Origin of the sequence: Litchfieldella xinjiangensis (assembly GCF_000759345.1) — a bacterium.
Lineage (GTDB): Bacteria > Pseudomonadota > Gammaproteobacteria > Pseudomonadales > Halomonadaceae > Litchfieldella_A > Litchfieldella_A xinjiangensis.
The window spans coordinates 263,357-289,672 of the sequence record NZ_JPZL01000001.1 but is presented as its reverse complement, the minus strand read 5'-3'; the positions used below and the strand labels follow the sequence as shown (position 1 = coordinate 289,672).

30 protein-coding genes are annotated in these 26,316 nt (G+C 59.1%); 13 read left to right on the top strand and 17 right to left on the bottom strand.

The features are described 5' to 3' along the window. The first annotated feature begins 191 nt into the window (after nucleotides 1–191). Together JH15_RS01375 and JH15_RS01370 are read left to right on the top strand one after the other, a co-directional pair. Nucleotides 192–602, top strand: coding sequence for an SRPBCC family protein (locus JH15_RS01375; protein ID WP_043526277.1), 411 nt, complete (start codon nucleotides 192–194; stop codon nucleotides 600–602). Between the two features lie 88 nt (nucleotides 603–690). Further along, nucleotides 691–879 carry a hypothetical protein gene (locus JH15_RS01370; protein WP_043526274.1) on the top strand — a complete coding sequence of 63 codons (189 nt, stop codon included), beginning with the start codon at nucleotides 691–693 and terminating at the stop codon, nucleotides 877–879. On the opposite strand, the gene JH15_RS01365 is transcribed toward JH15_RS01370, so the two are convergent. From JH15_RS01365 to flgA, 4 genes are all read right to left on the bottom strand, one after another. Further along, nucleotides 869–2,407: a GGDEF domain-containing protein gene (locus tag JH15_RS01365; protein ID WP_052383844.1), complete on the bottom strand. Its 1,539-nt coding sequence runs from the start codon at nucleotides 2,405–2,407 to the stop codon at nucleotides 869–871. The two genes, JH15_RS01370 and JH15_RS01365, sit on opposite strands and share 11 nt — an antisense overlap. A gap of 168 nt (nucleotides 2,408–2,575) precedes the next feature. Beyond that, nucleotides 2,576–3,028, bottom strand: coding sequence for a flagella synthesis protein FlgN (locus JH15_RS01360; protein ID WP_043526272.1), 453 nt, complete (start codon nucleotides 3,026–3,028; stop codon nucleotides 2,576–2,578). Nucleotides 3,029–3,032: 4 nt separating this feature from the next. Then, entirely contained in the window at nucleotides 3,033–3,326 is a 294-nt protein-coding gene (flgM, locus tag JH15_RS01355; RefSeq protein WP_043526270.1) for a flagellar biosynthesis anti-sigma factor FlgM, read from the bottom strand. A gap of 70 nt (nucleotides 3,327–3,396) precedes the next feature. Beyond that, nucleotides 3,397–4,098, bottom strand: coding sequence for a flagellar basal body P-ring formation chaperone FlgA (gene flgA, locus JH15_RS01350; RefSeq protein WP_052383843.1), 702 nt, complete (start codon nucleotides 4,096–4,098; stop codon nucleotides 3,397–3,399). A gap of 201 nt (nucleotides 4,099–4,299) precedes the next feature. On the opposite strand from flgA, the gene flgB reads away from it, so the two are divergent. The 11 genes from flgB to flgL all read left to right on the top strand — a co-directional run bounded on the left by flgB (nucleotide 4,300) and on the right by flgL (nucleotide 14,862). Next, the gene (flgB, locus tag JH15_RS01345) at nucleotides 4,300–4,713 is read left to right on the top strand and encodes a flagellar basal body rod protein FlgB (protein ID WP_043526267.1); all 414 of its coding nucleotides are present in this window, start codon (nucleotides 4,300–4,302) and stop codon (nucleotides 4,711–4,713) included. A gap of 17 nt (nucleotides 4,714–4,730) precedes the next feature. Next, on the top strand, nucleotides 4,731–5,138 hold the full coding sequence (flgC, locus tag JH15_RS01340; protein WP_043526264.1) for a flagellar basal body rod protein FlgC: 408 nt from the start codon (nucleotides 4,731–4,733) through the stop codon (nucleotides 5,136–5,138). Between the two features lie 2 nt (nucleotides 5,139–5,140). Continuing rightward, entirely contained in the window at nucleotides 5,141–5,818 is a 678-nt protein-coding gene (flgD, locus tag JH15_RS01335) for a flagellar hook assembly protein FlgD (protein ID WP_043526262.1), read from the top strand. Between the two features lie 105 nt (nucleotides 5,819–5,923). Next, nucleotides 5,924–7,294, top strand: a complete 1,371-nt coding sequence (gene flgE, locus JH15_RS01330; protein ID WP_043526260.1) for a flagellar hook protein FlgE — start codon at nucleotides 5,924–5,926, stop codon at nucleotides 7,292–7,294. Between the two features lie 26 nt (nucleotides 7,295–7,320). Further along, nucleotides 7,321–8,079 carry a flagellar basal body rod protein FlgF gene (locus JH15_RS01325; RefSeq protein ID WP_043526257.1) on the top strand — a complete coding sequence of 253 codons (759 nt, stop codon included), beginning with the start codon at nucleotides 7,321–7,323 and terminating at the stop codon, nucleotides 8,077–8,079. 22 nt (nucleotides 8,080–8,101) lie between these two features. After that, nucleotides 8,102–8,884: a flagellar basal-body rod protein FlgG gene (flgG, locus tag JH15_RS01320; protein ID WP_043526254.1), complete on the top strand. Its 783-nt coding sequence runs from the start codon at nucleotides 8,102–8,104 to the stop codon at nucleotides 8,882–8,884. Nucleotides 8,885–8,901: 17 nt separating this feature from the next. Continuing rightward, nucleotides 8,902–9,591, top strand: a complete 690-nt coding sequence (locus tag JH15_RS01315) for a flagellar basal body L-ring protein FlgH (protein ID WP_043526253.1) — start codon at nucleotides 8,902–8,904, stop codon at nucleotides 9,589–9,591. Nucleotides 9,592–9,677: 86 nt separating this feature from the next. Then, nucleotides 9,678–10,766 carry a flagellar basal body P-ring protein FlgI gene (locus JH15_RS01310; protein WP_269319781.1) on the top strand — a complete coding sequence of 363 codons (1,089 nt, stop codon included), beginning with the start codon at nucleotides 9,678–9,680 and terminating at the stop codon, nucleotides 10,764–10,766. After that, a complete protein-coding gene (flgJ, locus tag JH15_RS01305; protein WP_052383842.1) occupies nucleotides 10,766–11,941 on the top strand; it encodes a flagellar assembly peptidoglycan hydrolase FlgJ in 1,176 nt (391 codons plus the stop codon). Before JH15_RS01310 ends, flgJ begins: the two co-directional genes overlap by 1 nt. 97 nt (nucleotides 11,942–12,038) lie before the next feature. After that, nucleotides 12,039–13,928, top strand: coding sequence for a flagellar hook-associated protein FlgK (gene flgK / locus JH15_RS01300; RefSeq protein ID WP_043526251.1), 1,890 nt, complete (start codon nucleotides 12,039–12,041; stop codon nucleotides 13,926–13,928). Between the two features lie 22 nt (nucleotides 13,929–13,950). Beyond that, nucleotides 13,951–14,862 (top strand): flagellar hook-associated protein FlgL, encoded by a 912-nt coding sequence (gene flgL, locus JH15_RS01295; protein WP_043526248.1) that lies wholly within the window; start codon nucleotides 13,951–13,953, stop codon nucleotides 14,860–14,862. Nucleotides 14,863–14,939: 77 nt separating this feature from the next. Here flgL and fliR read toward each other — a convergent pair whose 3' ends face one another. From fliR to fliF, 13 genes are all read right to left on the bottom strand, one after another. Next, nucleotides 14,940–15,737 (bottom strand): flagellar biosynthetic protein FliR, encoded by a 798-nt coding sequence (gene fliR / locus JH15_RS01290; protein ID WP_043526246.1) that lies wholly within the window; start codon nucleotides 15,735–15,737, stop codon nucleotides 14,940–14,942. A 13-nt stretch (nucleotides 15,738–15,750) separates the two neighbouring features. Beyond that, nucleotides 15,751–16,020, bottom strand: coding sequence for a flagellar biosynthesis protein FliQ (gene fliQ, locus JH15_RS01285; protein ID WP_043526243.1), 270 nt, complete (start codon nucleotides 16,018–16,020; stop codon nucleotides 15,751–15,753). Nucleotides 16,021–16,077: 57 nt separating this feature from the next. After that, nucleotides 16,078–16,827 (bottom strand): flagellar type III secretion system pore protein FliP, encoded by a 750-nt coding sequence (gene fliP / locus JH15_RS01280; protein ID WP_422730541.1) that lies wholly within the window; start codon nucleotides 16,825–16,827, stop codon nucleotides 16,078–16,080. Continuing rightward, nucleotides 16,820–17,266, bottom strand: coding sequence for a flagellar biosynthetic protein FliO (fliO, locus tag JH15_RS01275; RefSeq protein ID WP_043526241.1), 447 nt, complete (start codon nucleotides 17,264–17,266; stop codon nucleotides 16,820–16,822). Before fliO ends, fliP begins: the two co-directional genes overlap by 8 nt. 14 nt (nucleotides 17,267–17,280) lie before the next feature. Continuing rightward, nucleotides 17,281–17,784: a flagellar motor switch protein FliN gene (gene fliN / locus JH15_RS01270; protein WP_043526239.1), complete on the bottom strand. Its 504-nt coding sequence runs from the start codon at nucleotides 17,782–17,784 to the stop codon at nucleotides 17,281–17,283. Next, on the bottom strand, nucleotides 17,784–18,827 hold the full coding sequence (fliM, locus tag JH15_RS01265; RefSeq protein ID WP_043526237.1) for a flagellar motor switch protein FliM: 1,044 nt from the start codon (nucleotides 18,825–18,827) through the stop codon (nucleotides 17,784–17,786). Before fliM ends, fliN begins: the two co-directional genes overlap by 1 nt. A 48-nt stretch (nucleotides 18,828–18,875) precedes the next feature. Continuing rightward, nucleotides 18,876–19,358 (bottom strand): flagellar basal body-associated protein FliL, encoded by a 483-nt coding sequence (gene fliL, locus JH15_RS01260; RefSeq protein WP_043526235.1) that lies wholly within the window; start codon nucleotides 19,356–19,358, stop codon nucleotides 18,876–18,878. Nucleotides 19,359–19,542: 184 nt separating this feature from the next. Next, entirely contained in the window at nucleotides 19,543–20,889 is a 1,347-nt protein-coding gene (locus tag JH15_RS17430) for a flagellar hook-length control protein FliK (protein ID WP_052383839.1), read from the bottom strand. A gap of 34 nt (nucleotides 20,890–20,923) precedes the next feature. Beyond that, entirely contained in the window at nucleotides 20,924–21,403 is a 480-nt protein-coding gene (gene fliJ, locus JH15_RS01250; RefSeq protein WP_043526232.1) for a flagellar export protein FliJ, read from the bottom strand. Continuing rightward, nucleotides 21,400–22,791 carry a flagellar protein export ATPase FliI gene (gene fliI, locus JH15_RS01245; RefSeq protein WP_043526230.1) on the bottom strand — a complete coding sequence of 464 codons (1,392 nt, stop codon included), beginning with the start codon at nucleotides 22,789–22,791 and terminating at the stop codon, nucleotides 21,400–21,402. Before fliI ends, fliJ begins: the two co-directional genes overlap by 4 nt. Continuing rightward, nucleotides 22,784–23,524 carry a flagellar assembly protein FliH gene (gene fliH, locus JH15_RS01240; RefSeq protein WP_043526227.1) on the bottom strand — a complete coding sequence of 247 codons (741 nt, stop codon included), beginning with the start codon at nucleotides 23,522–23,524 and terminating at the stop codon, nucleotides 22,784–22,786. The genes fliI and fliH overlap by 8 nt, the downstream gene beginning before the upstream one ends. Further along, on the bottom strand, nucleotides 23,517–24,527 hold the full coding sequence (fliG, locus tag JH15_RS01235) for a flagellar motor switch protein FliG (protein ID WP_043526224.1): 1,011 nt from the start codon (nucleotides 24,525–24,527) through the stop codon (nucleotides 23,517–23,519). Before fliG ends, fliH begins: the two co-directional genes overlap by 8 nt. Then, nucleotides 24,520–26,265 (bottom strand): flagellar basal-body MS-ring/collar protein FliF, encoded by a 1,746-nt coding sequence (gene fliF / locus JH15_RS01230; protein WP_043526221.1) that lies wholly within the window; start codon nucleotides 26,263–26,265, stop codon nucleotides 24,520–24,522. Before fliF ends, fliG begins: the two co-directional genes overlap by 8 nt. Nucleotides 26,266–26,316 lie beyond the last annotated feature (51 nt).

Here is a 26,316-nt window from a genome sequence, read left to right as displayed (position 1 = left end):
CGGAGAATTTATCGAGACCCTGCGCGCAGCAAACAGGCTCGGCAGGGGGCTCCGGGATCCGGTCCGGAGGCGACACAGTCTAACGGCCTGCCGCCTGGCTGACCAGCGTAGGACCGAATACTCAAGCGCCGCTGGCAGTTTTTCGCCAAGCTGGTTACCCTCGTTTTGAACGTTCCGGATCAAGGAGTGATATGGCTACCATCGAGCACACCAGTATCGTGCATGCGCCGCCGGAGCGCGTCTTCGCGCTGCTGGAAAGAGTCGAGGATCTTTCCGAGTATTCCGATCTGATCCAGTCCATCGAGCCCTTGGGTAACCAGCGCTATCGGTGGTTCGTGCATGCGGTGGGTATGGACTGGACCTTCGACGTGGCGATCACCGAATGCGTGCCGCCGGAGCGGTTGGCCTGGGAATCACTGAGTGGCGTCAGTAACCGGGGGTGTTATCGCTTGAAGCGCATTCCTGAAGGCACCGAGGTCACGCTTTCACTGGAGTATCAGATAAAGAACAAGCTACTCGAACGTGCCGTGAATCGCGCTGCGCGGCCTTTGGTAAACAAGGTTAGCGGGCAAATTCTCAGCCGTGTCGAATCACGGCTGTAGGGTGCAAGAAAACGCTTCGCAGACGCGTTGGGCCGGGCGTAAGATGCGTTGTCGGAGCCGCCGGCTCCTTATTTGCGGATTTTTCATCATGGCTATGGGCCTAGTGGTGTGCTTCGCCTGTCTATTCATCCTGCTAGTGGCTTTATATCGTATTGACCGACGCCTGGCCGACCTCGAGCACAGTGCGCGCTATTCCAACCGGGAGCCGCTGGCGTCGACGACGCAAACGCTGCCGCTCTTTCAAAACGCTTCGATTGGCGACGTGGCTACTTCGTAGCGAGACCATGGCAGACCGAAATCCTCGCTCTGCCATCACGCTTGGCGGCGTACATCCCTTGGTCGGCGGCGTGTATCAGTTCACGAGCCTCCCTGAATGCCGCCCCTTGCATCTGAGCGATACCGATCGAAGCCGAGACGTACAAGGGCTCACCGTCTACTTGTACCAGGGGCGTTTCGGCAAGCATGTCCAATAATCTTCGGGCAACCGTTTCTGCCTCGGCACATGACCCGCCAGGCAGAATGAGCAAGAACTCCTCTCCGCCATAACGCCCTCCGATGACTTCTGGAGTGAGGAGGGTGCGCAGGAGCGTGCCAAAGTGCTGAAGCACTTCGTCACCCAGTCGGTGCCCGTACTGGTCGTTGAGTTGCTTGAAATGGTCCAGGTCGATGAATGCAACGGCGAGTGTCGTACCCTGTTGCATGGCATCTCTGAATGCTGTTTCGAGTAGTACTTCCAGATGGCCCCGATTAAACAGGCCGGTCAGGGCATCGCAACGAATCCGGCTATCCAATGCGATCTGCTCGCGCTGAAGCTGTTGCAGTTCTTCCTGTTGCATCAGCAGCGTTTCACTCAACTTCATGTTGTGCGCGTGCAATAACTGCTTGGCTTCCAGGAGCAGGTGGGTGGCATTGAAGGCCGGAGGCTGGGTTATTTCGAAGAGACGGGCCAGCGGCGGGAGTTCATCCTGGAGAGAAACCAGCAGAGCCTGGACATCCTTGGTCTCAAGCGAAAAGTACTCAAGCAGGATGGGGACGAGATCGACGAAGGCATGAGGAGGATGGGGCGCTAGCCAGGCATCGGCGATCAGTCCGGTAGCTACGATACAACGTTCCCTGATGTCGAGCGTTTCCAGCGGTCGATGGCTGTTGGCGATGCCTTTTACCAGCCGCGACGGCAACCCCCACTGGCCGGCTAGCCAAGCGCCCACCTGTGCATGATCGCAGCCTAGTCGCTGCTGCTCGTGCCAGGCGATTTCTGTATGGTTCAGCGCGTCAAGGGGGAGGTCGGCATAGAGCGTTGGCTCGATGGCATCGATGGCCAACATGCCGATATCCTGTACCAACGCTATGGTGAACAAATTACCGGTTTCTAGGCATCGCAGCGTCTCAGCGAGCCGATGCCCAACCAATGCACCGACCAGAGCACGTTGCCAGACGCGATCGAGGTCGAGCCGTGTCTTGCGGCGCTCTTGCCCGTGGACCAGTCCGAAGCCCAGAGCCACGGACAGGGTGGCGTCGATACCCAGGCGAGTGACAGCCTCCAGACAATGCTCGGCAGGTTTGTGATGCGCGTTGAAGACGCAATTGGCCAGCGACAGCAGACGCATGGTCAACGCGGGGTCTCTCTCGAGGCTGCGGGCCAAGTCGTGCAGGCTGGTTTCAGGTTCCCGGGCCAAGGCAACGACCTGCATTACCGTGGTCGGCAACGAAGGCAACGTCGGACAGCTCAGTAGGCGCGAGGCCACCGAATTCGGTATCGGATGCTTGGTGACAACTGGAATCGATGGAGAATGATCGTTGGCCATAACCCTGGGTTCTCCATAACGCCTTCAGGCCGTCCAAACGCTAGCCCTGTCTTCGGATGGCTACGTGTTGGTGACTAAATGTTACTTGATTGTCACCGAACTATCTCCGAAGGCCTAGAGAAGGTCAAGTAAAACCCAGTTATGCCACGAGCATTGTCTATCTACTGTCTAAGCACGGGAGTTGATGCCAGCAAAGCCGCGCCGATGAGATTGCCCATTGGGGCCATAGAAGCTGTTGCCTGCCGACTCGTGAAGAAAATCCAGAGTGCGTTGATTGTGTGACATACGCACTTGTAGCAGGGAGCCATTCAGTTCGTTCTGATGGCGAACCTGCTCGGCCTGTGTGCGCATGACATGCCATGACTCCAGGCAGCCGGCGTCTAACGCAGCACGCTCGGCACCGACACGCCCCGACTCGTAGCCAAGCTTCTGCTGGGCCGTTCGCCGCTGGCTTTCAAGGCGCTCGAGTTCGTCGAGAAGGGCGCGCTTGTGTGCCGCCAGATTATTCAGATGCTCGCCATCGATCTGGCCCTCGCAAAGGGCCTGGCGTTCCTCCTCGAGGAGTCCGGCCAGGGTGACCAGTCTATCGTGCTGACGTGCTAGATGCTGCCCGAGACCCATGGAATCAATCCTTGCCTCTAGTTTCCTGGCCAAGAAGGTCGCGCACGCTGTCGATGAGTCCATCGGCAATGCGTTCAGCGCTGATTTCCAGGCGGCCTTCGCTGATTGCCTGGCGAATTTCTTCGACACGTGCCTGGTCGATATCCTGACCGGCATTCTTGGCTGACTGGTTGAGATGGGTGACAACGGCAGGCGAGTTGCCCTTGGCGGCTGGGGCGGCACTGTTGGCCTTGCCAGCCTTGTCGCTCGACTCGCTCTGGTTGGGGCGGGCCAGCGTATGTGAGCTATCGATTTTCACGAGATGTCTCTCTTGATCAGGGGCTTTCCCCCATTATCGACCTGCTGAGTGGAAACTTGAATGCGATCTCTCAGAAATCCACGAGTAGCCGATTTCGGCCAGCCACTCGGGCACGCAGTGTCTCACGGTTATCCAGGCGGATGCGAATCTCGTCGCCCATGGCGCCGGGTTCCAGTGCTTGACCTTCCCGCATCACGGCGAAGCCGTTGCCCCGGGCTTCGACCCTGACACGAGCGCCCCGCTCGATCAGTGTCACGGGCTTCAACGTCTGCTCGCTCAATGCTGCGCCCGCGGCGAACGGGCGCGAGGCTTGCAAACCAATCGCATCTTCAAAGCGTGTCAGGGTGCCACGCGCCAGGCGGCCCAGTTCCGCGGGACGTAGGGCCAACATATCGGCCGTTATCACTGTCCCGGCGGGAATGGCTCTCGCGGCCACGACCTGGTCGCCGATCACGCTCACGTTGGCCTGAAGATAGCGTACCTGGCGGCCTTGGCTGCCACAGCGAACGCCGACCGAGACACGGCCGACCAGTGACTGGCCGGCATGAGGCAAGAAGGGGTCGGGGGATTCGCATATCGGTAGATGAGCCGAAGGGGGGTGAACCTCAATATTCACTTCATTGCCCAGGTCCATGGCGTGCTCATAAAGGAAGGCATGGACGCGTTCGATGAGATGTCTGTCATCGGCGTGGCCCGTCACGCTCAAGCACAGCATGAAGAGTGCCAGCAGTGCGGCACATAGGCGGGAATACGAGCGGGGCAGTAACAGCATGGGCGATACCGTGAAACGAGCCGCGACATGGGGTACGTCGTGGACAATGAGATTCTAGAGCGTGGCGAAAAAACTCAAAGCGTGAAATGACCGGCAAATGGGACCCTGTTCTTGAGTTTGGCAGGACAGGGGCTCGTCTATTCTCCACCCTGACCCAATACCCGTGCACGGGTGTCATGAGACTCAGGGAGGTCCGGGACGATGATCGACAAGCTCAATGGGGCGTTACGCTTTCACCAGGAAGCATTGAACCTGCGCGCCGAGCGACACGAGGTGCTGGCCAGCAACATCGCCAATGCCGATACGCCCAACTACAAGGCACGCGATATCGATTTTTCGAAGGAGCTATCGCGTGTCATGGATAACGGGCGCCGCAGCGACGCTGGGCTGTCCCTGAGCACGACGTCTTCACGTCATATCGAGGCCCGTACCACGTCACCGGTTTCCCCGGACTTGCTGTATCGCGTACCTGATCAACCGAGTCTCGACGGTAACACCGTGGACATGGATCGCGAGCGTACCCAGTTCACTGACAACGCCGTGCGTTACCAGGCGGCGCTGACCCTGATCAATAGCCGGATCCAGGGAATCAAGACGGCGATGCAGTCGGAATAATACCCAGGAGTTAAACGATGTCGATGTTTTCCGTATTCGATATTTCCGGTTCGGCGATGAGCGCCCAGGCCCAGCGCATGAACGTGACAGCAAGCAACCTGGCCAATGCCGATAGCGTGGCAGGACCCAATGGCGAGGCCTACCGGGCCAAGCAGGTCCTGTTCGAGGCTCAGTCCCAGGGAGCGCATGGCGTTGGTGGCGTGCGCGTGACCCAGGTGGTCGAGGATCCTTCTCCGATGCGCCTCGAGTACCGCCCAGAGCACCCGCTGGCCAATGAAGAAGGCTACGTGACGATGCCCAACGTCGAGCCGGTGCATGAAATGGTAAACATGATCTCCGCCTCGCGCTCCTATCAGGCCAATGTGGAAATCATGAACACCAGCAAGCAGCTGATGCTCAAGACACTCACCATCGGTGAGGGCTGATCATGTCGACGATCGACGCCAATGTCATTCATAAGCTGAACAATACCGGAAGCAACGCGGCCACCGCGAAGCAGTCCGACGATCTGCGTGGCAATTTCATGACCATGTTGGTCACTCAATTGCAGAATCAGGATCCGCTCAATCCCATGCAGAACGCGGAGATGACCTCGCAACTGGCGCAGATCAACACCGTCAGCGGCATCGAGCAACTCAATACCACGTTGCAGGGCATCACCGGCCAGATCGATGCCGGCCAGACCCTGCAGGCGGCCAGCCTGATCGGGCAGGGCGTGCTGGTCCCGGGCGACCGCTTGTTGGTGGGTGCGGAAGGCACTACGCCCTTCGGTGTGGAACTGAAGGAATCCGCCTCGGACGTCGTCGCTTCGGTACGTGATGGTGCCGGTCAGGTAATCCGCACGTTGAAATTGGGACCGATTCAGGCCGGTGTCGAGTCGTTCGCATGGGACGGCAAGCTTGAGTCAGGCGAGATGGCGCCCGCCGGTGCCTATCGCGTGAGCATAGAAGCTTCCTCGGGCGAAAAGCCCGTGGTGGCCTCGGCCCTGAACTACGCCATGGTGCGTGGCGTCTCCACGGGCAGAGACGGTTCGCCGCGCCTGGATCTGGGTGGCATCACCGAGCAGGCCAGCCTGAGCGACATCCGCCAGATTTTGAAGATGTAGGGTCGATTGGATCCACTGATTGAACTGCCCGAAGCGGCGCGACGATCGTCACGGGCTTAAAAGAACGAAATCGCAACGTACCCGAGGGTACGCAGGGAGAAAGACATGAGCTTTTCACAAGCATTGAGCGGCTTGAACGCAGCGTCATCCAAGCTGGGTGTACTGGGTAACAACATTGCCAACTCACAGACGGTTGGCTTCAAGAGTGCCAACACCCAGTTCGCCGATGTCTACGCCGGTAGTGTGGGTCTGGGTACACGCGTTTCTGCGACGCTGCAGAACTTCAAGGAAGGTAACCTTGAGTCCACCAACCGTGAACTCGACCTGGCAGTGAGCGGCCAGGGTTTTTACCGTTTCCAGCAAAATGGCGAGATTGTCTACTCACGTAACGGCCAACTGTCGATGACGCCGGACGGCTTTCTGGAAAACGCCTCGGGTGCACGGATCATGGGCTATGGCATAAATGCTGATGGTCAGGTGCAAGCGGGTGGTCAGCCGCAAGTGCTCAACGTACCTGCCGACGAAATGCCGGCCAATGCGACGACTAATGTCATGACCACCGTCAATCTCGACTCGAGGATGGTGGCCGGCAAGGATACCAATACCGCCCAGGTCAATAATGGGGCCGAAGAAATCGACTACCATTATTCGAATAACTTCACGGTTTATGATTCGCTGGGGAATCCGCGAAATATCACTGTTTATTACGAAAAGGCACAGGAACAAGCACAGGATGGTGCTGGTCGACTTGCATTTAGTGCGCAAAACGGTGTTTTGTATTATCAAGATGGTGCAGACTATTTTGACGGTGATGGGAATGGCGTCGCCCCTGAAGATGTTCCGGCTGGATTAAGCGCCGTCATGCAGGGCATCCCAAACACTTGGAATGCCAAGGTCGCCATGGATGGTACCTACAAGGAAGCCAATAACTTTACAGTTTCCTTCAACTCGAACGGCACCTTGGCTGCGCCCGCTGCGGGCAATATGCCCGGGCTTAACTTTACTGGCGCTGAATTAGGAGGAGATCCTGATCCCTTGAACTTCGAGTTGAATCTGGCTGGTTCCACTCAGTTCGGTAATACCTCAACCACCAGCCAACTGACCCAGAATGGCTACACTTCCGGCACCTTGGTAGGCATTACCATCCAGAGCGACGGTACTGTCATGCGCAACTACGCCAACGAGCAGCAGCGCCCGGCGGGCCAGATTGCCCTTGCACACTTCCGTAATCCCGAAGGCCTCAGGACCGCTGGCGACAATGCCTGGACCGCCTCGATCGATTCCGGCCAGGAATTGCTGGGCGCCCCGGGCACCGGGATCTTCGGCACCGTTGAGTCTGGCGCCGTCGAGAGCTCCAACGTCGACATGGCAGGTGAGCTCGTTCAGATGATCGTCTCCCAGCGGGCCTATCAGGCCAACTCGCAGACCATCAAGACTCAGGACGAGCTCCTGCAGACCGCGATCAACCTGCGTTGATGATGTCTGATCGAGGAGCTTGAACCATGGATCGCATTCTCTATACCGCCATGAGCGGCGCCAAGCAAAGCATGGACCAGCAGGCGGTGGTCAACAACAACCTGGCCAACGTCGCTACCAGTGGCTTCCGTGCTCAACTCCATGCCATGCGCGCGGTGCCAGTTCAGGGCGATGGGGCGCTGCCGACCCGTGTGTCGGTGGCGGCCACTACCCCTGGTTCGGATTTCTCGTCGGGTCCGCTCAGTACCACCGGGCGTGAGCTCGACGTGGCCATCGACGGGCGCGGCTGGTTGGCCGTGCAGACTCAGGAGGGCGGCGAAGCCTATACCCGCCGTGGCGATCTGCAGGTCGATGGCAATGGCCTGCTGATGAGTGCTGGGCGCCCTGTGCTCGGCGACGAAGGCCCGATCATCATTCCCCTTGGCGCGCAGGTTTCCGTGGGTTCTGACGGAACGATCAGCGCTATCGGTGCCGGCGAGGCGCCAGACGCCCTGGTTGCGGTGGGTCGCCTGAAGCTGGTCGATCCCGGCCTGGAGAATCTGCTTCGCGGTGACGACGGTCTCTTCCGCCCAGCGGCCAACGCCGAGGGCGAGATCCCGGTACTCGGCGCGAACGAAGAGGTGCGTCTGGTTTCCGGCGCGCTGGAAGGCAGCAACGTCAGCGCAATCGAGTCCATGGTGGCAATGATCGACACCGCACGTCGTTACGACATGCAGATGAAGGTCATCAGTAGCGCCGATGAAAACGCCCAACGGGCCAACAGCCTGCTCTCCCTCCAGGGTTGAGCCGCGTTAAAGGAATTCCGACATGATCAAGTCGCTGTGGACGGCCAAGACGGGCCTCGAGTCTCAGCAGGTGCAGATGGACGTTATTGCCAACAACCTGGCAAACGTCAGCACCAACGGGTTCAAGCGCTCGCGCGCGGTATTCGAAGACCTGCTGTACCAGAACATGCGCCAGCCCGGCGCCCAGAACGACGTCCAGAATGCCCTGCCTTCCGGCATGCAGATCGGCTCCGGTGTACGTCCGGTAGCCACCGAGCGCCTGCATACCCAGGGCGGACTGGAGGCCACCGAGAATTCACGCGATCTGGCGATCAACGGTCAGGGCTTCTTCCAGGTCCTGATGCCGGACGGTACCACCGCCTATACCCGTGACGGCAGCTTCCAGCTCGACGAGAACGGCCAGATGGTCACCGCCAATGGCTATCCCCTCGAGCCAGCGATCATTCTGCCTGCCACCGCGCTGTCGGTGAGTATCGGTGAGGATGGCATCGTCACGGTCACCGAGCCGGGTACCACCCAAAGCAATCAGGTCGGCCAGATCACCGTCTCGACCTTCGTCAACCCGACGGGTCTCGAGAGTATCGGGGGCAACCTGTATCGCGAGACGACCTCGTCGGGACCACGCAATGAATCCATGCCGGGCATGAATGGCGCGGGCCGTCTGTTCCAAGGGTATGTGGAAACCTCGAACGTCAATGTCGTTGAGGAGATGGTCAGCATGATCCAGACCCAGCGTGCATACGAGATCAATAGCAAGGCCGTGCAGACCAGCGATGAAATGCTGGCCCGTTTGAGCCAGCTGTAAGCGTTTCGGAGTCAGTGATGAAGTCTCGGTCTGCCTTGTGGCGTTTCGCCAGCCCGATATGCGTTGCATGGGTCATGTTGACCATGGCCGGTTGCGCTCAGATACCCCGTGCCTCGGTGGTCGGTGAGCAGGAAATGGTCATCATTCCCGATCGGCCGGCTCCCGCGGCCAATGGTTCCATCTACCAGGTGCAGCGAGGCTATCAACCGCTATTCGAGGACCGGCGTCCTCGGATGGTGGGCGATATCCTGACAATCGTTCTCGACGAGGAAGTCAGCGCCAGCAAGAACGCTCAAAGCAATGCCACGCGCGATGGCTCGGCGGGCCTGACCTTGGCTGAGTTGCCGGAGCCGCTGCAGCAACTGGCGGACTACGGTTTCAATGTCTCCGGCAACAGCGCCTTCCAGGGTGGTGGCGGCTCACAGGCCAACAACTCCTTCACGGGCACGATCACGGTGTCGGTACTCGATGTCATGAACAATGGCAACCTGCGCGTGCGCGGTGAAAAGCAGATCGCGATCAATCAGGGCGTGGAGTTCATACGCTTCTCGGGGGTCGTCAATCCTCGCACGATCACCGGACAGAATACGGTGCCATCGACGCAGGTCGCCGATGCACGCATCGAATATGTCGGTGATGGCTATATCAACGAGGCTCAGCACATGGGCTGGCTACAGCGCTTCTTCCTGAACGTGGCACCGTTCTGATGGGCCGGGGCAAGGTGGGGACCGAGCAAGTGAATGATTCGACCATGACCAACGTGCGTATTGTTTCCCTACGCGGTTTGTTTGCGATGCTGGTGGCGATCGTATGCCTGATGTTGGCATTGCCGGCACAGGCGGAACGGCTCCGTGACCTGGCGACCTTTGCCGGGGTGCGTGATAACGCTCTGGTCGGTTACGGCCTGGTGGTGGGGCTCGATGGCACCGGTGACCAGACCATGCAGGCGCCGTTCACGGGTCAGAGCCTGACCAACATGCTTTCGCAGTTGGGCATCACGGTGCCGCCAGGCACCAACATGCAGCTACGCAATGTCGCTGCAGTCATGGTCACGGCGGACTTGCCGCCGTTTTCTCAGCCCGGACAGCGCCTCGATATCGTGGTCTCTTCAGTGGGCAATGCGCGCAGCCTGCGTGGCGGCACCCTGTTGATGACGCCCTTGAAAGGTGCTGATGGCGATACCTATGCCATCGCGCAGGGTAACTTGTTGGTCAGTGGTGTTGGGGCCCAGGCGGGTGGCAGCAGCGTGCAGATCAACCAGCAGGCGGGTGGTCGTATCAGTGGTGGTGCCATGGTGGAGCGTGAGGTGCCGCTGGATCTGGGGGCCAATGGTGGGGTGCTTTCCCTGCAACTCAAGGAGGCCGATTTCGGCACCGCGCAGCGTGTCGTCACTGCGATCAATAACGATTTCGGCTGGCCAGTGGCCGCGGCGCAGGATGGCCGGACCATCCAGCTCCAGGGCCCACCCACGGCCAACGACCGTGTCAACTTCATGGCGCGTATCGAGAGCCTGGACGTGACGCCGGTCGAGGCGATGGCCAAGGTGGTGATCAATTCACGTACCGGCTCCGTCGTGCTCAACAGTCAGGTGACCTTGCATCGTGCGGCCGTGGCCCATGGCAACCTGTCGATCACCATCGATACCGATTATCAGGTCAGCCAGCCTGCACCTTTCGGCGACGGCGAGACGGTCGTGGTTCCTGACAGCAATATCGAGATTCAGCAGGAAGAAGGGACGCTTCGGATTGTCGAGGGCCGTGCTGACCTGGTCGATGTGGTCAATGCGTTGAACGCCCTGGGGGCCACCCCCGCCGATCTGATGTCGATTCTAGAAGCGCTGAAGGCGGCGGGATCGCTGCGTGCCGAGCTGGAGATCATCTGATGAGTGTGAACAATGAGCTGAGCGGGCAGTTCGCGCTCGACATGCAGGGGATCCAGCGCCTGAAGCACAGCGCGAGCCAGGATCCCAACGCTGGCCTGCCGGAAGCGGCCAAGCAGTTCGAGGCCATGTTTCTTCAGATGATGGTCAAGAGCATGCGCGATGCCTCGCCGCAGTCCGACCTCATGAATAGTCAGCAGACCGAATTCTATACGTCATTGCTCGATCAGCAGTGGTCCCAGCATATGGCAGGTAAGGGGGTCGGACTGGCGGAGCAGCTGATCAACCAGCTCGAGCAGCGTGGCTTGGTGCCAAGCAAAGCCTCGACATTATCGCAGTACGATGAACTGGTTGCAGGCATTCCGCGTGGGACACCTCGTGTGTTGAGTGATGCCTTGATCGAGGATGCCAAGACTACGTCATCGGAGACGGCTTCCAGCGCTGACGTTACACCGACCGAGCAACCCCCGGTCAGCGGTTTCATGAACGAACTGGGCGCAACGTCTGGTTCAGGTTTCCTTGACGCCATTGATGCACAGCGCGCTTCCCAAGCCGATGCGACGCAGGCCAATGCCCGTCCCGACGCCAGTCCTGCCACGACTATCAGCGCCACACAGCGCTCAGACGTCGCCGGCCAGCCCGCACATGTCGAGCAATTCCTCACCAAGCTGAGCGGGCCGGCCCAAGCCGCCAGCCGAGCCACTGGCGTGCCCGCAGAATTGATCCTCGCTCAGGCGGCTCTGGAAACCGGCTGGGGACGCCACGAAATCCCCACCGCACAGGGAGGCAACAGCCATAACCTGTTCGGCATCAAGGCGGGCTCCCAGTGGAAGGGTGCAACGACCGATATCACGACCCATGAATACGTGAATGGTCAGCGGGTGCGAGTCACCGATACCTTCCGTGTCTACGATTCCTTCGAGGCGTCCTTTACCGATTATGCGCGTTTGATTGGCGATAATCCGCGTTATGCCAAGGTCACCACTGCGTCCACACCGGAACACGCTGCGCGTGAGCTACAGCAGGCGGGGTACGCCACCGATCCGGCCTATGCCACCAAGCTGGTCGCGATCATGGATACTCTGGGACCGCTTGCTGAAGGCGACGCAGCCTTGGCAAGCAACCGCGTCGTGGAACGGAATATGGCGTTCTCGCGCACGCCGGGTAGTACCTTTTGAATAGTTCACTGGTCACTAGTCAGGTAGCGGTACCCATGACATTAAAGCCCACGGCGTTTGTGCCGATAACACAATCAATGGCCTAAGGAATGGAAGCATGAGCATTTTCTCCATTGGTTTGAGTGGTCTCAACGCGGCACAAAACGCCTTGAATACCACCAGCAATAACATCAGCAACGTCTATACACCGGGATACAATCGCGAACTGACGATCGTGGGCGAGGGTAAAGCCGGCGGTGTGCAGGTGAACGACATTCAGCGCCAGTTCAATCATTACGTGGCGAACCAGCTGAATGCGGCCTCGAGTTCGAGCAGCGGCCTGCGTGCATACTCGACGCAAATCAGTCAGATCGATAACTTGCTGGCCGATCGCGAGGCGGGCCTGGCGCCGTTGATGCAAAAGTTCTTCTCTGCACTCGAAGACTTGGCGGGAGCACCTTCGGATCCTGCGGCTCGCCAAGGCGTGATCGGTACGGCCGATACGCTAAGCGCACAGTTCCGTTCGTTCGATCGCTACCTGCAGGATATGCAGGAAGGCATCAATGGACAGATCCGTGACGAAGTCACGCAGATCAACAATGCTACCGACCAGATCGGCAAGCTCAACCGCGAGATTGCCCTAGCGCGGGCGCGCACAGGAGAGGCGCCCAACAGCCTTCTCAATCAGCGTGACCAGGCAGTGGCCGACCTGAGTGAGCGGCTGAACGTTCGCCTGACCGTGCAGGATGGCAAGACCTACAATATCTCGCTGCCCAACGGCCAGCCGCTGGTTTCGGGCACCAATACCTTCAAACTTGAAGCGATGGATTCACCGAGTGACCCCCAGCGGACGATAGTAGGCTATCGTGACTCGGCCGGTAACAGCGTGGCGCTAAGTGAGTCATCCATTGGCAGCGGTACCCTGGGCGGCCTGATGGCGTTTCGTAGCGAAACCCTGGACAAGGCGCAGAACCAGATTGGTCAGTTGGCGGTAACGTTGACGGCTAGCTTTAACGAGCAGCATCGCCTGGGGCGTGATCTGAACAACGAACAGGGTGCTGATTTCTTTGCTATTGGGCAGCCCGTCGCTTATTCAGATACACGAAACAATGGCAGGGCTACGGTAACCGCTGAATTTGGAGACATTGCCGATCTCCGTGCAACCGATTATACCGTGCGAGTGTCGACGGACTCAGGTGCAACGACCTTCGAAGTGGTACGAAAGGATAACGGCACGGTACTGAGCGGTGACCAGGTCGTACAAGAAGGGAACAAACTCAGTTTTGGCGGCATTGTTCTAACATTCGATACTTCAAAACACTCTCTTGCCAATGGCGACCGCTTCGAAGTACAGCCGGTCCGTAGGGCAGGTTCGGGTATGCAGAGCCAGATTCAAGATCTGGAGAAAATAGCGGCAGGGAGCTTCATCCAGACCTCAGGCGATATGCAAATCAGCGGTCTTGAAGCGGCCAATCCCGCCCTGACGAGCGGTAACCGTACCCTGGCATTGGATAGCAATGGCATGCTTGCGGAGAGCGCGGGAGTGCTGCATAACGGTAATGCTGTCGACCCAGCTAAACCCATTGTTGCCGGTGATGTTTTGACAGTTGATGGCATCAGTTTCTCGGTCAAGACGATCCCTGAGGGGGATAGTGTTGTTACTTTGACTTTGGGGCAAGCCGCTTCCGGCTCAGGCGACAATCGCAATGCCCTGGCGCTTCAGAAGCTGCAAGATCAACTCTCGGTAGGCGGCAAGGCCTCCTTCAACCAGGCCTATGCGGCCATGGTCAGCGATGTAGGTAACCGTACCAATATCGTCAAGGTCAACCTTTCTGCCCAGGAAGGCCTGACCGAGCAGTTGAAGGCCGTTCAGCAGTCAGAATCAGGGGTCAACCTTGATGAGGAAGCGGCGAACCTGATCCGCTATCAGCAGTATTACCAGGCGAATGCCCGCGTCATCGATATCGGGTCATCCATTCTCGATACCATTCTGGGCCTGCGTGCCTGATTCGTTTAGGAGCTAGAAGAACATGCGTATCAGCACCGTGACGATGTTCGACCAGAGCGTGTCGAGCATGAATCGTCAGCAGAGCGACTTCATGAAAGTCGGCCAGCAGATCGCCACTGGGCGCCGTGTCGTCAACCCCTCCGATGACCCGCAAGCCGCCTCGCGTGCCGTCGGCGTATCCCAGGCTCAAGCCACGACGCAGCAGTACGCCGATGCCCGAGTTTCTGCGCGTAGTTCTCTCTCGCAGACCGAGAGTGTGCTCAACAGCGTGGGCGACGCCCTCATTCGCGCCAAGACACTGGTGATTCAGGCCTCGAGCGATACCCTGAGCGACGTGGATCGTCAAGCCGTGGCCAGCGAATTGAAAGGGGTGTATGAAACCATTCTGGGCCAGGCCAACGCCACTGATGGCAATGGGCGTTACCTGTTTGCGGGATATAAAGATAATGCACCTCCGTTTGCCAAGGAAACTGGCAGCGTTATTTATAATGGAGACGAGAACGAGCGGGAGCAGCGAATCGATGCCTCACGATTGATGCCCGTTACAGTCAATGGCAAGTCCGTTTTTGAAGATAACGGTGATATATTCAAAACCATCGAAAATGCCATAGCTGTTCTGGATCAACAGGCTGATACACCTGAGCTGAAGGATGCTCGGCGTGAAACGCTAAAAACTACAATGAATAACTTGGATTCAAGCCTGGATAATGTACTGGTCAAGCGTGCGTCCGTCGGGGCCCGGCTCAACGAATTGGACGTCGTCGATGCCGTCGGCAGTAATCGAATGATCAACTACGAACAGACCATGTCTGATCTGGTCGATCTTGATTACGTCAAGGCAATATCCGACTACAGCTTGCGTCAGGTAGGCTTGCAAGCCGCCCAGAAAGCGTTCGTCGATATCAAGGGCATGTCCTTGTTCGATCGCCTTTAACCGGTAAGCTAGACGCATACGAAAAACCACCGCCGCTTTTAAGCGGCGGTGGTGTTTTGCATTGGTGTGTTGCTAATTCAACCGGGGGGCAAAGGCGCCAGTATCTCTAGAAACTGGCGCATGAACAGCAAGCTATCGCTGAAGAGACGCTGCATGAAGCGTCCAATATCGCTCATCAATACCATCAGCAGGGTCAGGCCGGTAAGCAGTGACATCGGAAAGCCGACATTGAATACAGTCAACTGCGGTGCCGAGCGATTGAGTATGCCAAGCGACAGGTTGATGATCAAAAGTGGACCAACCAGGGGCAGGGCCAGGAGCAAGCCGGAAACGACAATGGTACTGCCGAAGCGCACCAACAGTTCGAAGGCTCCCGGATTGAAGCCGCCGATGCCGACTGGAAGGGTAAAAAATGTACTGGCCAAGATCTCGATGACGACAAGGTGGCCGTTAAAAGCCAGGAACAGCAGCAAGGTGATCATATAGAGCACCCGCGACAGGATCATGGTATTGGCGCCGGTATCTGGCGCGAAGAAGGTGGCGAAGCCCAGACCCATTTGCAAGCCGATGAACTCACCTGCTGCTTGTACCACAGCAAACATGACCTGCAGGACGATCCCCATGGCGATGCCGATCAACATCTGCTCGATAATGATGCCCAGGCTCGCCCATGAAAAGAGCGGGGTGTCCGGCATGTCGGGTAGGGTGGGACCCAGTGCTACGGTCATGAGGAAGGCCAGTCCCAGTTTGGCCTGCCGTGGGACACTGGAGTGCCCCAGCAACGGCGCCGCCAGCATGAACGATGTGATTCGCACGAAGGGCCAGAAAAACAGCACTAGCCAGCCATGCAGCTGGTCGAAGGTCACCTCGATCATGAGCGCTCGCTCGTCACATCAACATCATGGGAATGTTGGTAAACAGCTCCCGCATGAAATCGGTGATGAGTTTCAGCAACCAGGGGCCGGTCAGGATGATGGCCGTGAAGACCCCCAGGATCTTGGGGATGAACGACAGCGTCATCTCGTTGATCTGGGTGGCAGCCTGGAACAGACTGACCAGCAGACCGATGATCAGGGCCGTCAATAATAATGGCGCGGCAAGCAGAAGGGTAATGCGCATGCCCTGGTAGGCAATGCTCATGACGGTTTCAGGACTCATTGTCACTTTCCTCGAGTGCCGAATTTGCCATTCGACTGGGGGCTTCGAAACGCAGGCTCACAGATAGAAGCTTTCCGCCAACGAACCAATCAATAGTTGCCAGCCGTCCACCAGCACGAACAGCATCAATTTGAACGGCAGCGATATGGTGGCCGGTGGCACCATCATCATGCCGAGGCCCATCAGGACGCTGGCTACGACCAGGTCGATAATCAGAAATGGAATGAAAATCGTGAATCCAATCTGAAAAGCCGTCTTCAATTCGCTGGTTACGAAGGCCGGCATTAGCACTCGCATGGGCACGTCTTCCGGCCCCTGCATTTCGCCGACATCAGCCAGGCGGGCAAATAGAGCCAAGTCGGGCTCGCGTGTCTGGGCAAGCATGAATTCGCGAAACGGCTGGCTACCGACCTGAATGAATTGTTCGAAGTTAATGGCATCATTTGAAAAAGGGACCCATGCCGTCTCGTAGACCTGGCTCAACACTGGTGACATGACGAAGAAAGTCAAAAACAGCGCCAGGCCAAGCAGTACCTGATTAGGCGGTGCCGACTGGGTGCCCATGGCAGTGCGTAGCAAGCTCATTACAATAATGATGCGCGTAAAACCCGTCATCATCAGAAGCAGGGCCGGTAGGAAGGCCATGGAGCTGAGCAGTAGCAAGGTCTGCAACTGAATCGACCATTGCTGTCCACCATCGGCCGTCGGCTGACTGACGATACCTGGTATTTCCTGGGCAACGGCGTGGGCTGGCAGCAGCGACACGCCGATCAGAAGCGCCAGAAGCGGTATGGCTCGGTTAATCACGCTGACCCCCACGCCGGCCTTTTCCCAGGGCCTGTCCGGTATTGTGCTTCATTGCCTGAGCAAACCGGCTGGCGAAACCGCCTTCTGCAGCATTAATGCCAGTCGAATCCAGCGTTTCGGATGGGGCAGGTCTGGGCAATTCATGCAGCTTGTTGACTTGCCCACTGCCGACACCCAACACCAGCCAGGTGTCCTCGACCTCGACGATGACAACGCGTTCGCGATTACCTACAGCAGTGCTACCGACGACCTTGAGCCGGCGCCCAGGCTGACCGCGACCGGGGCCCAAGCGTTTAACCAGGTAGCTACACAGAAAAATGATGGCCACGACAAGGGCCAAGGCGGCTGCCGTCTTGCCTAGCGCTGCCATGCCCAACAGTGCGTCGCTGCCCGAGGTGACTGCGTCGAGTCCGCCGGTTTGCGAACCGGCGGTTGACATCGGAGGGGTATCGCTCATCGGTTGAGTTTTTGCACGCGCTCGGAGGGTGTGATGATCTCGGTGATCCGGATGCCGTACTTGTCATCCACAACGACGACTTCGCCCTGAGCGATCAGGTAGCCATTGATGAGGATATCCATGGGTTCGCCGGCAAGCCCTTCGAGTTCAATGACCGAGCCCTGTGCGAGTTCCAGCAACTGCTTGATCGTGATGCGGGTACGTCCGAGTTCCACGGTAAGCTTGACCGGGATGTCCATGACCATTTCCAGGTCACGTGTACTGCCGATCTTCTCCTCGCGGTTCAGGGGTTTGAACACCTGATCGCCGGCCGCGCGCGCTGGGCTTGAATGGGTGGGCGCCGGTTCCTCGGGTTCGCTGACACCTTGCTCCGCCAAGGCTGCCGCCCAAGGATCGTCCTCGGGAATGTCATCGCTCCCCTGCTCGGCCATGGCACTTGCCCAGTCGTCCTCGACGCTGTTGCTGTCCGATTGCTGGTCGGGGTTCTTGGGATCTGTCATTAGTCGGATTCCTTGGCTTGCGGCGCTGATCCTTTGACAAAGGTTTCCTTGGCCGGCTTGTTCATCGTCGCGTGTTCTATGAGTTCCGAGACGCGCAGGGCGCGCTGACCTCGTTGGCTGCCATATTCGCAGCGCATGACCGGTACACCGTCGACCCGTCCGGTCACTATTTCAGGCAGTTCGATGGGTAGGACGTCGCCGACCTTCAGCGACATGACCCGGCCGACCGTCGAGGCGACATCGACGAAGTCGGCGATCAGCTCGATCTGAGAGTGTTTTATTTCACCTGCCATCCGTTGATTCCACTGTACTTCTTCTTCGGGATGGCTATCTGTCAAGGGACCGCTCAATTGATCGCGAAGAGGTTCGATCATCGAGTAGGGCATGCAGATCTGAAATTCGCTGTTTAGATTGCCGACTTCCAGATGGAAGGTACTGTTGACCACGATTTCATTGGGAGAGCTGGTGATGTTGGCAAACTTGACCTGCATCTCGGAGCGCAGGAAGTCGATTTCCAGCGGGTAGACCGAGCGCCAGGCTTCCTGGTAGGCATCGACGGCCAGCGCCAGCAAGCGACGAATGATGCGCTGCTCGGTATGGGTGAACTCACGGCCTTCAGACTTGGTGAGAAAACGCCCGTCGCCCCCGAACAGGTTGTCGACGACCATGAATACCAAGCTGGGAGGGAACACCACCAGGGCAGTACCCCGTAGTGGCTTCATGGCAATCATGTTCAGGTTCGTGGGTACCGGGACATTGCGCGCGAACTCGCTATAGCTCTGGTAGCGCACGTTATCCACGGTAATGTCGGCACTGCGCCGCAACAGGTTGAACAGACTCATGCGGAAGTGGCGCGCAAAGCGCTCATTGATGATGTCGAGCGCATGCAAGCGTTCCCGAATCACCCGGTGCTGAGTAGCCGGATCGTAGGGGCGAATCCGCGAGCCAACCTTGTCAGCGGAAGGCGCGGTATCCTCTTCGCCACTCACCCCCTTGAGGAGGGCGTCGATCTCATCCTGCGAGAGCAGATCGTCTTGGGACATGTCTCAATTGCACTTCTTTAAAGGGCTGGGAGGTCATTACCGACAAACTTACTGGACGATGAATTCCGTGTAGAGCACATCCTGTATCGACAACGGCGGCTGCGGGTCGGTCAGGGGGCGCTCGAAATCGGTCATGATCTGAGCCGATAGCGCTTGCTTGCCTTCCGGCGTGGTCAGGCTTTCTGCTTCCTGACTGGAAAGTAACATGAGCAGGCGACTCCGTACCTGGGGCATATGCTCGATCAGCAGATCGCGGGTCACTTCATTGCCCACCTTGAGCGACAGGCCGATGTAGAGCAAGCGCTGTTCGAACTGGCGGCTCGGGACATTGACCGTGAACGGCTTGATTTCGACGAATACCGGGGTCGGCGGAGTGACGGGCACGGGCTCTGCCATTGCCTGGGGATCCGCTTCGGCACGGTTATCCATGAAATAGAAGATGCCGACCGAGCTGCCCATCGACAGTAGGATTACCAGGATCCCGAGGAGCCACCAGGGTTTACGCGTTCCTGAGGTTGCAGTCTTTGCCATTGCGATGCCATCAACCAAGTGAGTGACCCTGTAGGGCCGTATGGGTGCAGTATGGCGACAGCGGGGCTGACACCATGGCTCGAAAAGACCGGGCTAAACAGCTTATCTTGTTGTTTTAAACTATTTGGCCAGGCGGTCTAGAGAACTATCGGCCGCCTGGCCAGGAAGTGAAGGCCGAACGGCCTCAGGCGTAAAGGTCGACGCGGCCGTCGAGAGCTTGTGAGCCGGGCTGGCTCGCCAATGATGTGGGGATTGCGTCTGCAGCAGGTTGCGCTTCGGTGCTGTTGCCGAAGCCGGGGCTGCGACGTGAAGCGCCGTTTTCTGCCTGTTGCTGCTGCTGTTGCGGGTGGTCGCTGACCATGGCTTCACCCAGCGCGATTCCCTGCTCCTGCAAGGCCTCACGCAATTGGGGGATGCCTTGTTCCAATGCGGAGCGTACCTGGGCATTGGCGGAAAGGAACTGTGCCTGTGCGCCTTGCTCGGTCATTTTCAGGCTAACCGAAAGCGGTCCCAGGTCCGCCGGGTTGAGGTGCAGTTCGATCTGCTGGCCACCCCGCTGATGCAAGCCAATGAGCTGCTGATTGATCTGTTGCTGCCATTGAGGGCTTGCCAGAGGTGCCGAGATCATGGCGGTCGTGGGTTGCCCCGCCATTGCGGTGGGCTGCGGCGCCGTGCCCTGTATCAGACCGGTGAAGTTGATGCCGCTTCCTTCTTTCGAGCCCGAGGCGATGCCGCCTTCGCCCGATTGCCCACGACGCATCAAGGACGCTTCCCGCGCGATCAGCGCCTCGGCAGGAAGATCGGAGGGGGGCGTCGCCGGCGTGCTGGCTGAGGCTGGGATAACGGTCGTCGGGTTGGCCATGTTCGCCCCGTCGACTGCGACGTGAGACTGATAACGGCCTTCAGTCGCTGCCATGCGGGGTTGAGTGCTTGGGTTCCCCGGTGTCCCGGAGATCGCTGCCAACATTGACGGCATGGCCGTCGAAAGTTGAGCGCCGGTGGGTGCCGGAGCCCTGGGAGTCACGTTGCCAGTCGTTCCCATGGGAGAGCTGACGGCCAGGGCGGGGGACGACTCACTTGCGGTCGTATCCGGCTTCAGCCCAGCCTGCTCGATGAGTGCCATACGCTCACGTACGACATCCAGTGCATCCTGTACCGGGATCGCGGCGAGTTCGACGTGGGTTGTCTCGATATCGGGCAGTTTGCCAGTGACCGGTTCTGGCAATGGCTGTTCAACGGAAGGGCTGACGCCGAGGCGAGCATTGGCTTGGGCAATACCCTGGGCCAGTGGGGCGAGTGCTGGGTCAGGCTGGGCCGAGGACTGGTCGAGGGGCTTCAGCGCATCGGCCACGCCGGGCTGAATACCGCCAAATGCAGAGGCAAGCTCGCCTGGGGGCAATGCCGCGCGGTCACTGGCCTGGGAAAAATGCTGTGCAAAAATGCCTTCTACAGGCAAGCCACCTGTCTTTAGGCCTTGGCCGTTAACGGGCAAGCCTTGTCCCGCGGGGGTCAATAGTAAATGTATATTCATTCAAGTCTCCCTGAACCGGCCCTGAAGCCGATTCTCATCGGATGCTACCATGGCCCGCGGTATCAGCGTCGCGTTGCCGCAATAGAGTATTACTGGCCAGCTCATCATTGCGCCGCATCTCACGGCGATTCTCGAGTTGCATGGACTGCATGTTTCGACGGCTAGCCAGGGTATCGAAGGAGGTCAGGCGTTGCTGCTGCTCGCGCCAGTGCTGCTGGCTATGTGAGACGCGTTGTTGCTGCTCGGAAACGGCTTTACGTGCCCGATCCAGCGCATCGTCCAGCGAACGCAGGAACGCCTGGTAATTCTGCATCGTGGCGGGGTCGATGCCGCCGAACATGGCTTGCTGCAGGCGCTGCGCATACTCCAGCCGGTATTGACCCAAGGTCTCGAGCTGGGTCTGAACCTGCTGCTGACTACGTCGCTCCGATGCCAATACCTGACTGGCGGTATCCCGCGCATCGCGAGCCTGGTCGATCAAGATATCGAGCGGTCGTTGCTGTGTCTGCGTCATCGCCTGCCTCCGAACAGCGCATCCATTGCATGTGATGATTGACCGGTATCGGCACGTTCATCAATACGTTGTTGCAGGAAGCCCTCCAGGCTGGGGTAGAGCTGCACGGCCTGGTCGAGCTGTGGGTCGTGACCGGGACTGTAGGCGCCGACACTGATCAGATCCCGGTTACGGTGATAACGAGAGAACGTCTGCTTGAATGCCTGGGCGCGGCGCAGCTGCTCACCATCGACGACTGCGGTCATGACACGGCTGATCGATGCTTCGATATCGATGGCCGGGTAGTGACCCGACTCGGCGAGCTGGCGTGACAATACGATATGGCCATCCAGAATCGCCCGCGCGGAATCGGCAATCGGGTCCTGCTGGTCATCGCCCTCGGTGAGTACGGTATAGAAAGCCGTGATGGAGCCACCGCCGCGCTTGGCATTGCCGGCGCGTTCCACCAAGCCGGGTAGCTTGGCAAACACCGAAGGCGGATAACCCTTGGTGGCGGGGGGCTCGCCGATGGCCAGTGCAATCTCCCGCTGGGCCATGGCGTAACGGGTCAAGGAGTCCATGATCAACAGAACATTCTTGCCCTCGTCGCGAAATCCTTCAGCCAGACGAGTCGCATAGGAAGCCCCTTGCAGGCGTTGCAGGGGAGAGGTATCGGCAGGTGCGGCGACCACCACAGACCGTTTGAGACCTTCCTCGCCGAGGATATTGTCGATGAAATCCTGTACTTCGCGGCCCCGTTCGCCAATCAGGCCCACGACGATCACATCGGCTTGGGTGTACCGGGCCATCATCCCCAGCAGTACCGATTTACCGACGCCGGAGCCGGCGAACAGGCCCATGCGCTGCCCGCGTCCTACGCTCAGCAGCGCATTTATTGCACGAATGCCGACATCGATCTGCGTTTCGATGGGCGCGCGTGACAACGGGTTGAGCGGAGGGGTTGCCAGCGGAGCGTGAGGAACGTCGAGCAAGGGCCCCTTGTCGTCCAGCGGACGGCCGTTGCCATCCAATACCCGGCCCAGCAGGCTTGCCCCGAGCGGGAAACGACGCGCGCTGCTGGCTTCCCCCTCATTCAAGGGAAAAACACGGGCGCCAGGCGTCAGACCGCTGATTTCGGCCAGCGGCATGAGAAACAGTTTTTCTCCCGAGAAGCCCACCACCTCGGCTTCGGCGAACTGTCCGTCGCGATCGGCTTCAGGGCCGCTCAGCTCGATCCGACAAGCACTCCCGAGGGGTACCCTGAGGCCAACCGCTTCGAGTACCAGTCCTGTCGCACGAATGATGCGCCCACTGGAGCGATAGCTCGGTACGCCTTCGACCCGCGTCTTAACGCGACCCAGGGCTTGTTGCCAGCGAGCCTGATGAATGTTCTGAGCAAGCTCACTCATCGGTTTGACCTGTTGCGGCCCCGGGTGATTGGGACCGCTTGCGTATCTGGCTGGCAATCGCTTCCCAGCGGCTTTCCCAGGTGGCATCGAGCTCACCACTGGGGCTGGTTACTCGGCAGCCTCCGCGGCTGATTTGATCGTCGGGTTGCAGCTTCCAGCCGGCGGCAGCGAATTCCGCGCCCAGGTGGGCCTGCACCAGGCTCAGATCGGCAGGGTGAAGCCACAGACGGGGCTGTCCGCTGAGGCTAGGCTCGACATGCAACAGCTCACGAACGATGTTAAGCACCTGTTCCGGGTGTGCCGCGAGCGCCTCGCCGGCAAGCTGGCGACCGGTGGTCAAGGCCAGTTCGACGAGATCGGCAGCGATATCCGCATCTAACTGCTCAAGGGCCTCGCTGAATCGTTGGGCGAGAGGGGCCAGCGGGGAGAGGGCTTGCTGCATCTGCTGTTGCATCTCCTTCTCGCCCGCCTCGCGACCTTCGCGATGCCCCTCGTCGAACCCGTCAGCACGGCCTGCCTCGAAACCGGCGTGATAACCTTCCTGACGGGCCTCCTCGATGGCTTTCTCGCGCAGCGTCTCGAGTTCGGCGTTGCGCTTGAAAACCTGCTGACGGATGGCATCCTGACGAGCCTGGTCGCGCTGCTGGCGTTCACGTGTCGGGTTGCCCAGCTCGCCCATGTGCCAGCGATGCCACTGACCATCGTCGTGTTGTGTCGGACGATGCTCAGACATAAGTATCGTCTCCGCCACCGATCACGATCTCGCCGGAATCCGCCAGGCGGCGTACCACCTGCAGGATGGTCTTCTGCTCTGCCTCGACCTGGGAGACACGGATCGGCCCGCGGCCTTCCATGTCTTCCTGCATGAGCTGGGCTGCACGCTGTGACATGTTGCGCATGAATTTCTCCATGAGTGCATCCGGTGCACCCTTGAGTGCCACCACCAGCGAGTTGGTATCGATTTCCTTGAGCACCAGCTGAATGCTGCGATCGTCGAGATCGAGCAGGTTCTCGAACAGGAACATTTCGTCGATGATCCGCTGGGCGAGATCCTCGCTGTGGGCGCGGACGGTCTCGATGATGACCTCTTCCTGACTGGAGTTCATCAGGTTGAGGATTTCCGCAGCGGTTCTCACGCCGCCCATCTTGCTGCGCTTGAGATTCTGACCGTCGAGCATGCCGCCGAGTACCTCGGTGAGTTCCTGCAGCGCCGCTGGCTGCACACCACTGAACGTGGCGATACGCAGAACGACGTCGTTACGAAGCTTGTCGTCGAACAGCTCGAGAACGCTGGCCGCCTGGTGGCGTTCGAGGTGAACGAGAATGGTAGCAATGATCTGCGGATGCTCGTCGCGGATCATTTCGGCCACCATCGAGGCTTCCATGAGGTTCAGCGCATCGATGCCAGAACTGGTCCCCGTGGACTCCAGGATATCCTCGATCAGGCTGGAAGCGCGTTCGCTGCCCAGTGCCTTGGTCAAGACCGAGCGAATATGCTCGCTGGAGTGGAGGTTGATGGCCGTGAACTGCTCGGATTCGCTATGGAAATCACTGATGACCTGGCGCATCTCTTCGTGCGAGACCTGATCCAGGGTAGCCATCTCCTGGCTTACTTCCTGAACTTCCTTGGGCGAGAGGTATTTGAAGACCTCGGCCGCACTATCCTCGTCGAGCGCCAGGAGCAGGATGGCGCCGCGGCGGGCGCCACTCATCTTGCTTGTATCGATATTAGTCATTCTTGTTAACCCAGCTTCTAACGATCATGGCAACCAGGCGAGGATCTTCCTGGGCGATTTCGCGCAGATCCTTGAGGCTCTGCTCATAGCCCTTCGAGCGGCGCTTGCGTGTCGGCTCTTCGTACGTATCGTCTTCCAAGCCATTCGATTCACTCTGCTCCTGGTCATCTTCGCCGACGGTGGCCCGGAACGTGGTGCTCAGGGGTGCCGGTGCGGGCAGTGCGGTCTGTGTATGGCGCTTGATCAACGGACGCAGGATCAGCAGGTAGAGCATCAGTGCCGCCAGGGCCACCAGCAGGTACCGACCCATGGTCAGTGCCAGGCTATGTACCTCGGGTGATTGCCACCAGTCACGCTCGGTCTGTTCGTCGGCCGATTGGGTGAAGGGGCTATTGACCACTTCAATCTCATCACCACGTGCGGCAGTGAAGCCCATGGCCTGACGTACGAGGCGGTCGATCTGGGCCAGCTCGACATCGCTGAGCGGCTCGCGAATCGTCTCGCCTTCCTCATTCAGCCCATCGCGATAGTTGACCACGACCGCTACGGTCAGTCGCTGGACGCGGCCGGTGCGATGCTGGATGTGCTCGACGTTACGATCAACCTCGTAGTTGATCACGTTGTCCTGACGCAGGCTGCTCGGCGGTGCATCGGCATTGGCCTGCAGGTTTTCCGCGCCATTGTCTTCGGCAGCCGGCAGCTCGATCGGGGAAGCGGCAGCGCCGGGCGGGGTATTGGTCAGCGCGCCGGGAATTCCACGTGCCAGCTCGTCGCCACCGGTATAGGAGGCGCTGGTCTGTGCACTGCGCACGGCAGCGCTGTCCGGCGTCTGGTTGGGCGCGTAACGTTCGGATGTTTCTTCACGACGCGAAAAATCGATCTGAGCCGCCACCTGGGCATGCACGTTCTGGGTGCCGAGGATGGGGCTGAGAATGTTCTCGATACGCTGGCGGTAGGAGCGCTCGACGTTCTCGATATATTCCAGTTGAGTACCGTCGAGGTCACGTCCCCCGGCGCCTGTCGGCAGCGAGAGCAGACGACCGTTCTGGTCGACGACCGTAACGTCTTCCGCAGCCAGCTCGGGCACGCTGCTGGAGACCATGTGCACGATAGCGTTGACCTGGCCATCCCCCAGGACACGGCCGCTTTGCAGGGTCACGACCACCGAGGCCTTGGCAGGTTCGCGATCGCGAACGAAGACGGAAGGCTTGGCCAAGGCCAGATGAATACGTGCACGCGATACTGGGCCCAAGGATTCGATCGAGCGTGACAGCTCGCCTTCCAGACCGCGCTGATAATTAAGCTGTTCGGCGAATTGGCTGATACCGAACGCCTGATTGTCCATGAGTTCGAACCCGACATTGCCTCCCTGGGGCAGGCCGGCTTCCGCCAGTTGCAGGCGCAGCAGATGAACCTGTTCGCCCGGCACCAGCAGTGCCTGGCCGCCTTCGCTGAAGCGGTAGGGGACGCTGCGCTTATCCAGTTCAGTAATGATGCGGCCACCATCAGCCTCGGACAGGTTGCTATAAAGCACCCGGTAGTCCGGACTCTGCGCCCACATCAATAGCGCCACGACGATGGCCAGTACGGCTGCACCGGCTATCAATAGCGGTACCAGCGGATTGGCGCGCAGCGGCCCAAGCACATCGGCAGCGGAGAAACCTTGGCGGCTCTCCTTGGTATCGCCGGTAGGGGCGTTCCCCTGCTTGGTATCAGTGGCGGAAGCTGCGTTACTCATGCGTGCCTCCGGCAGCGATCTCAAGGGATACGATCATATTCTCTACAAGCA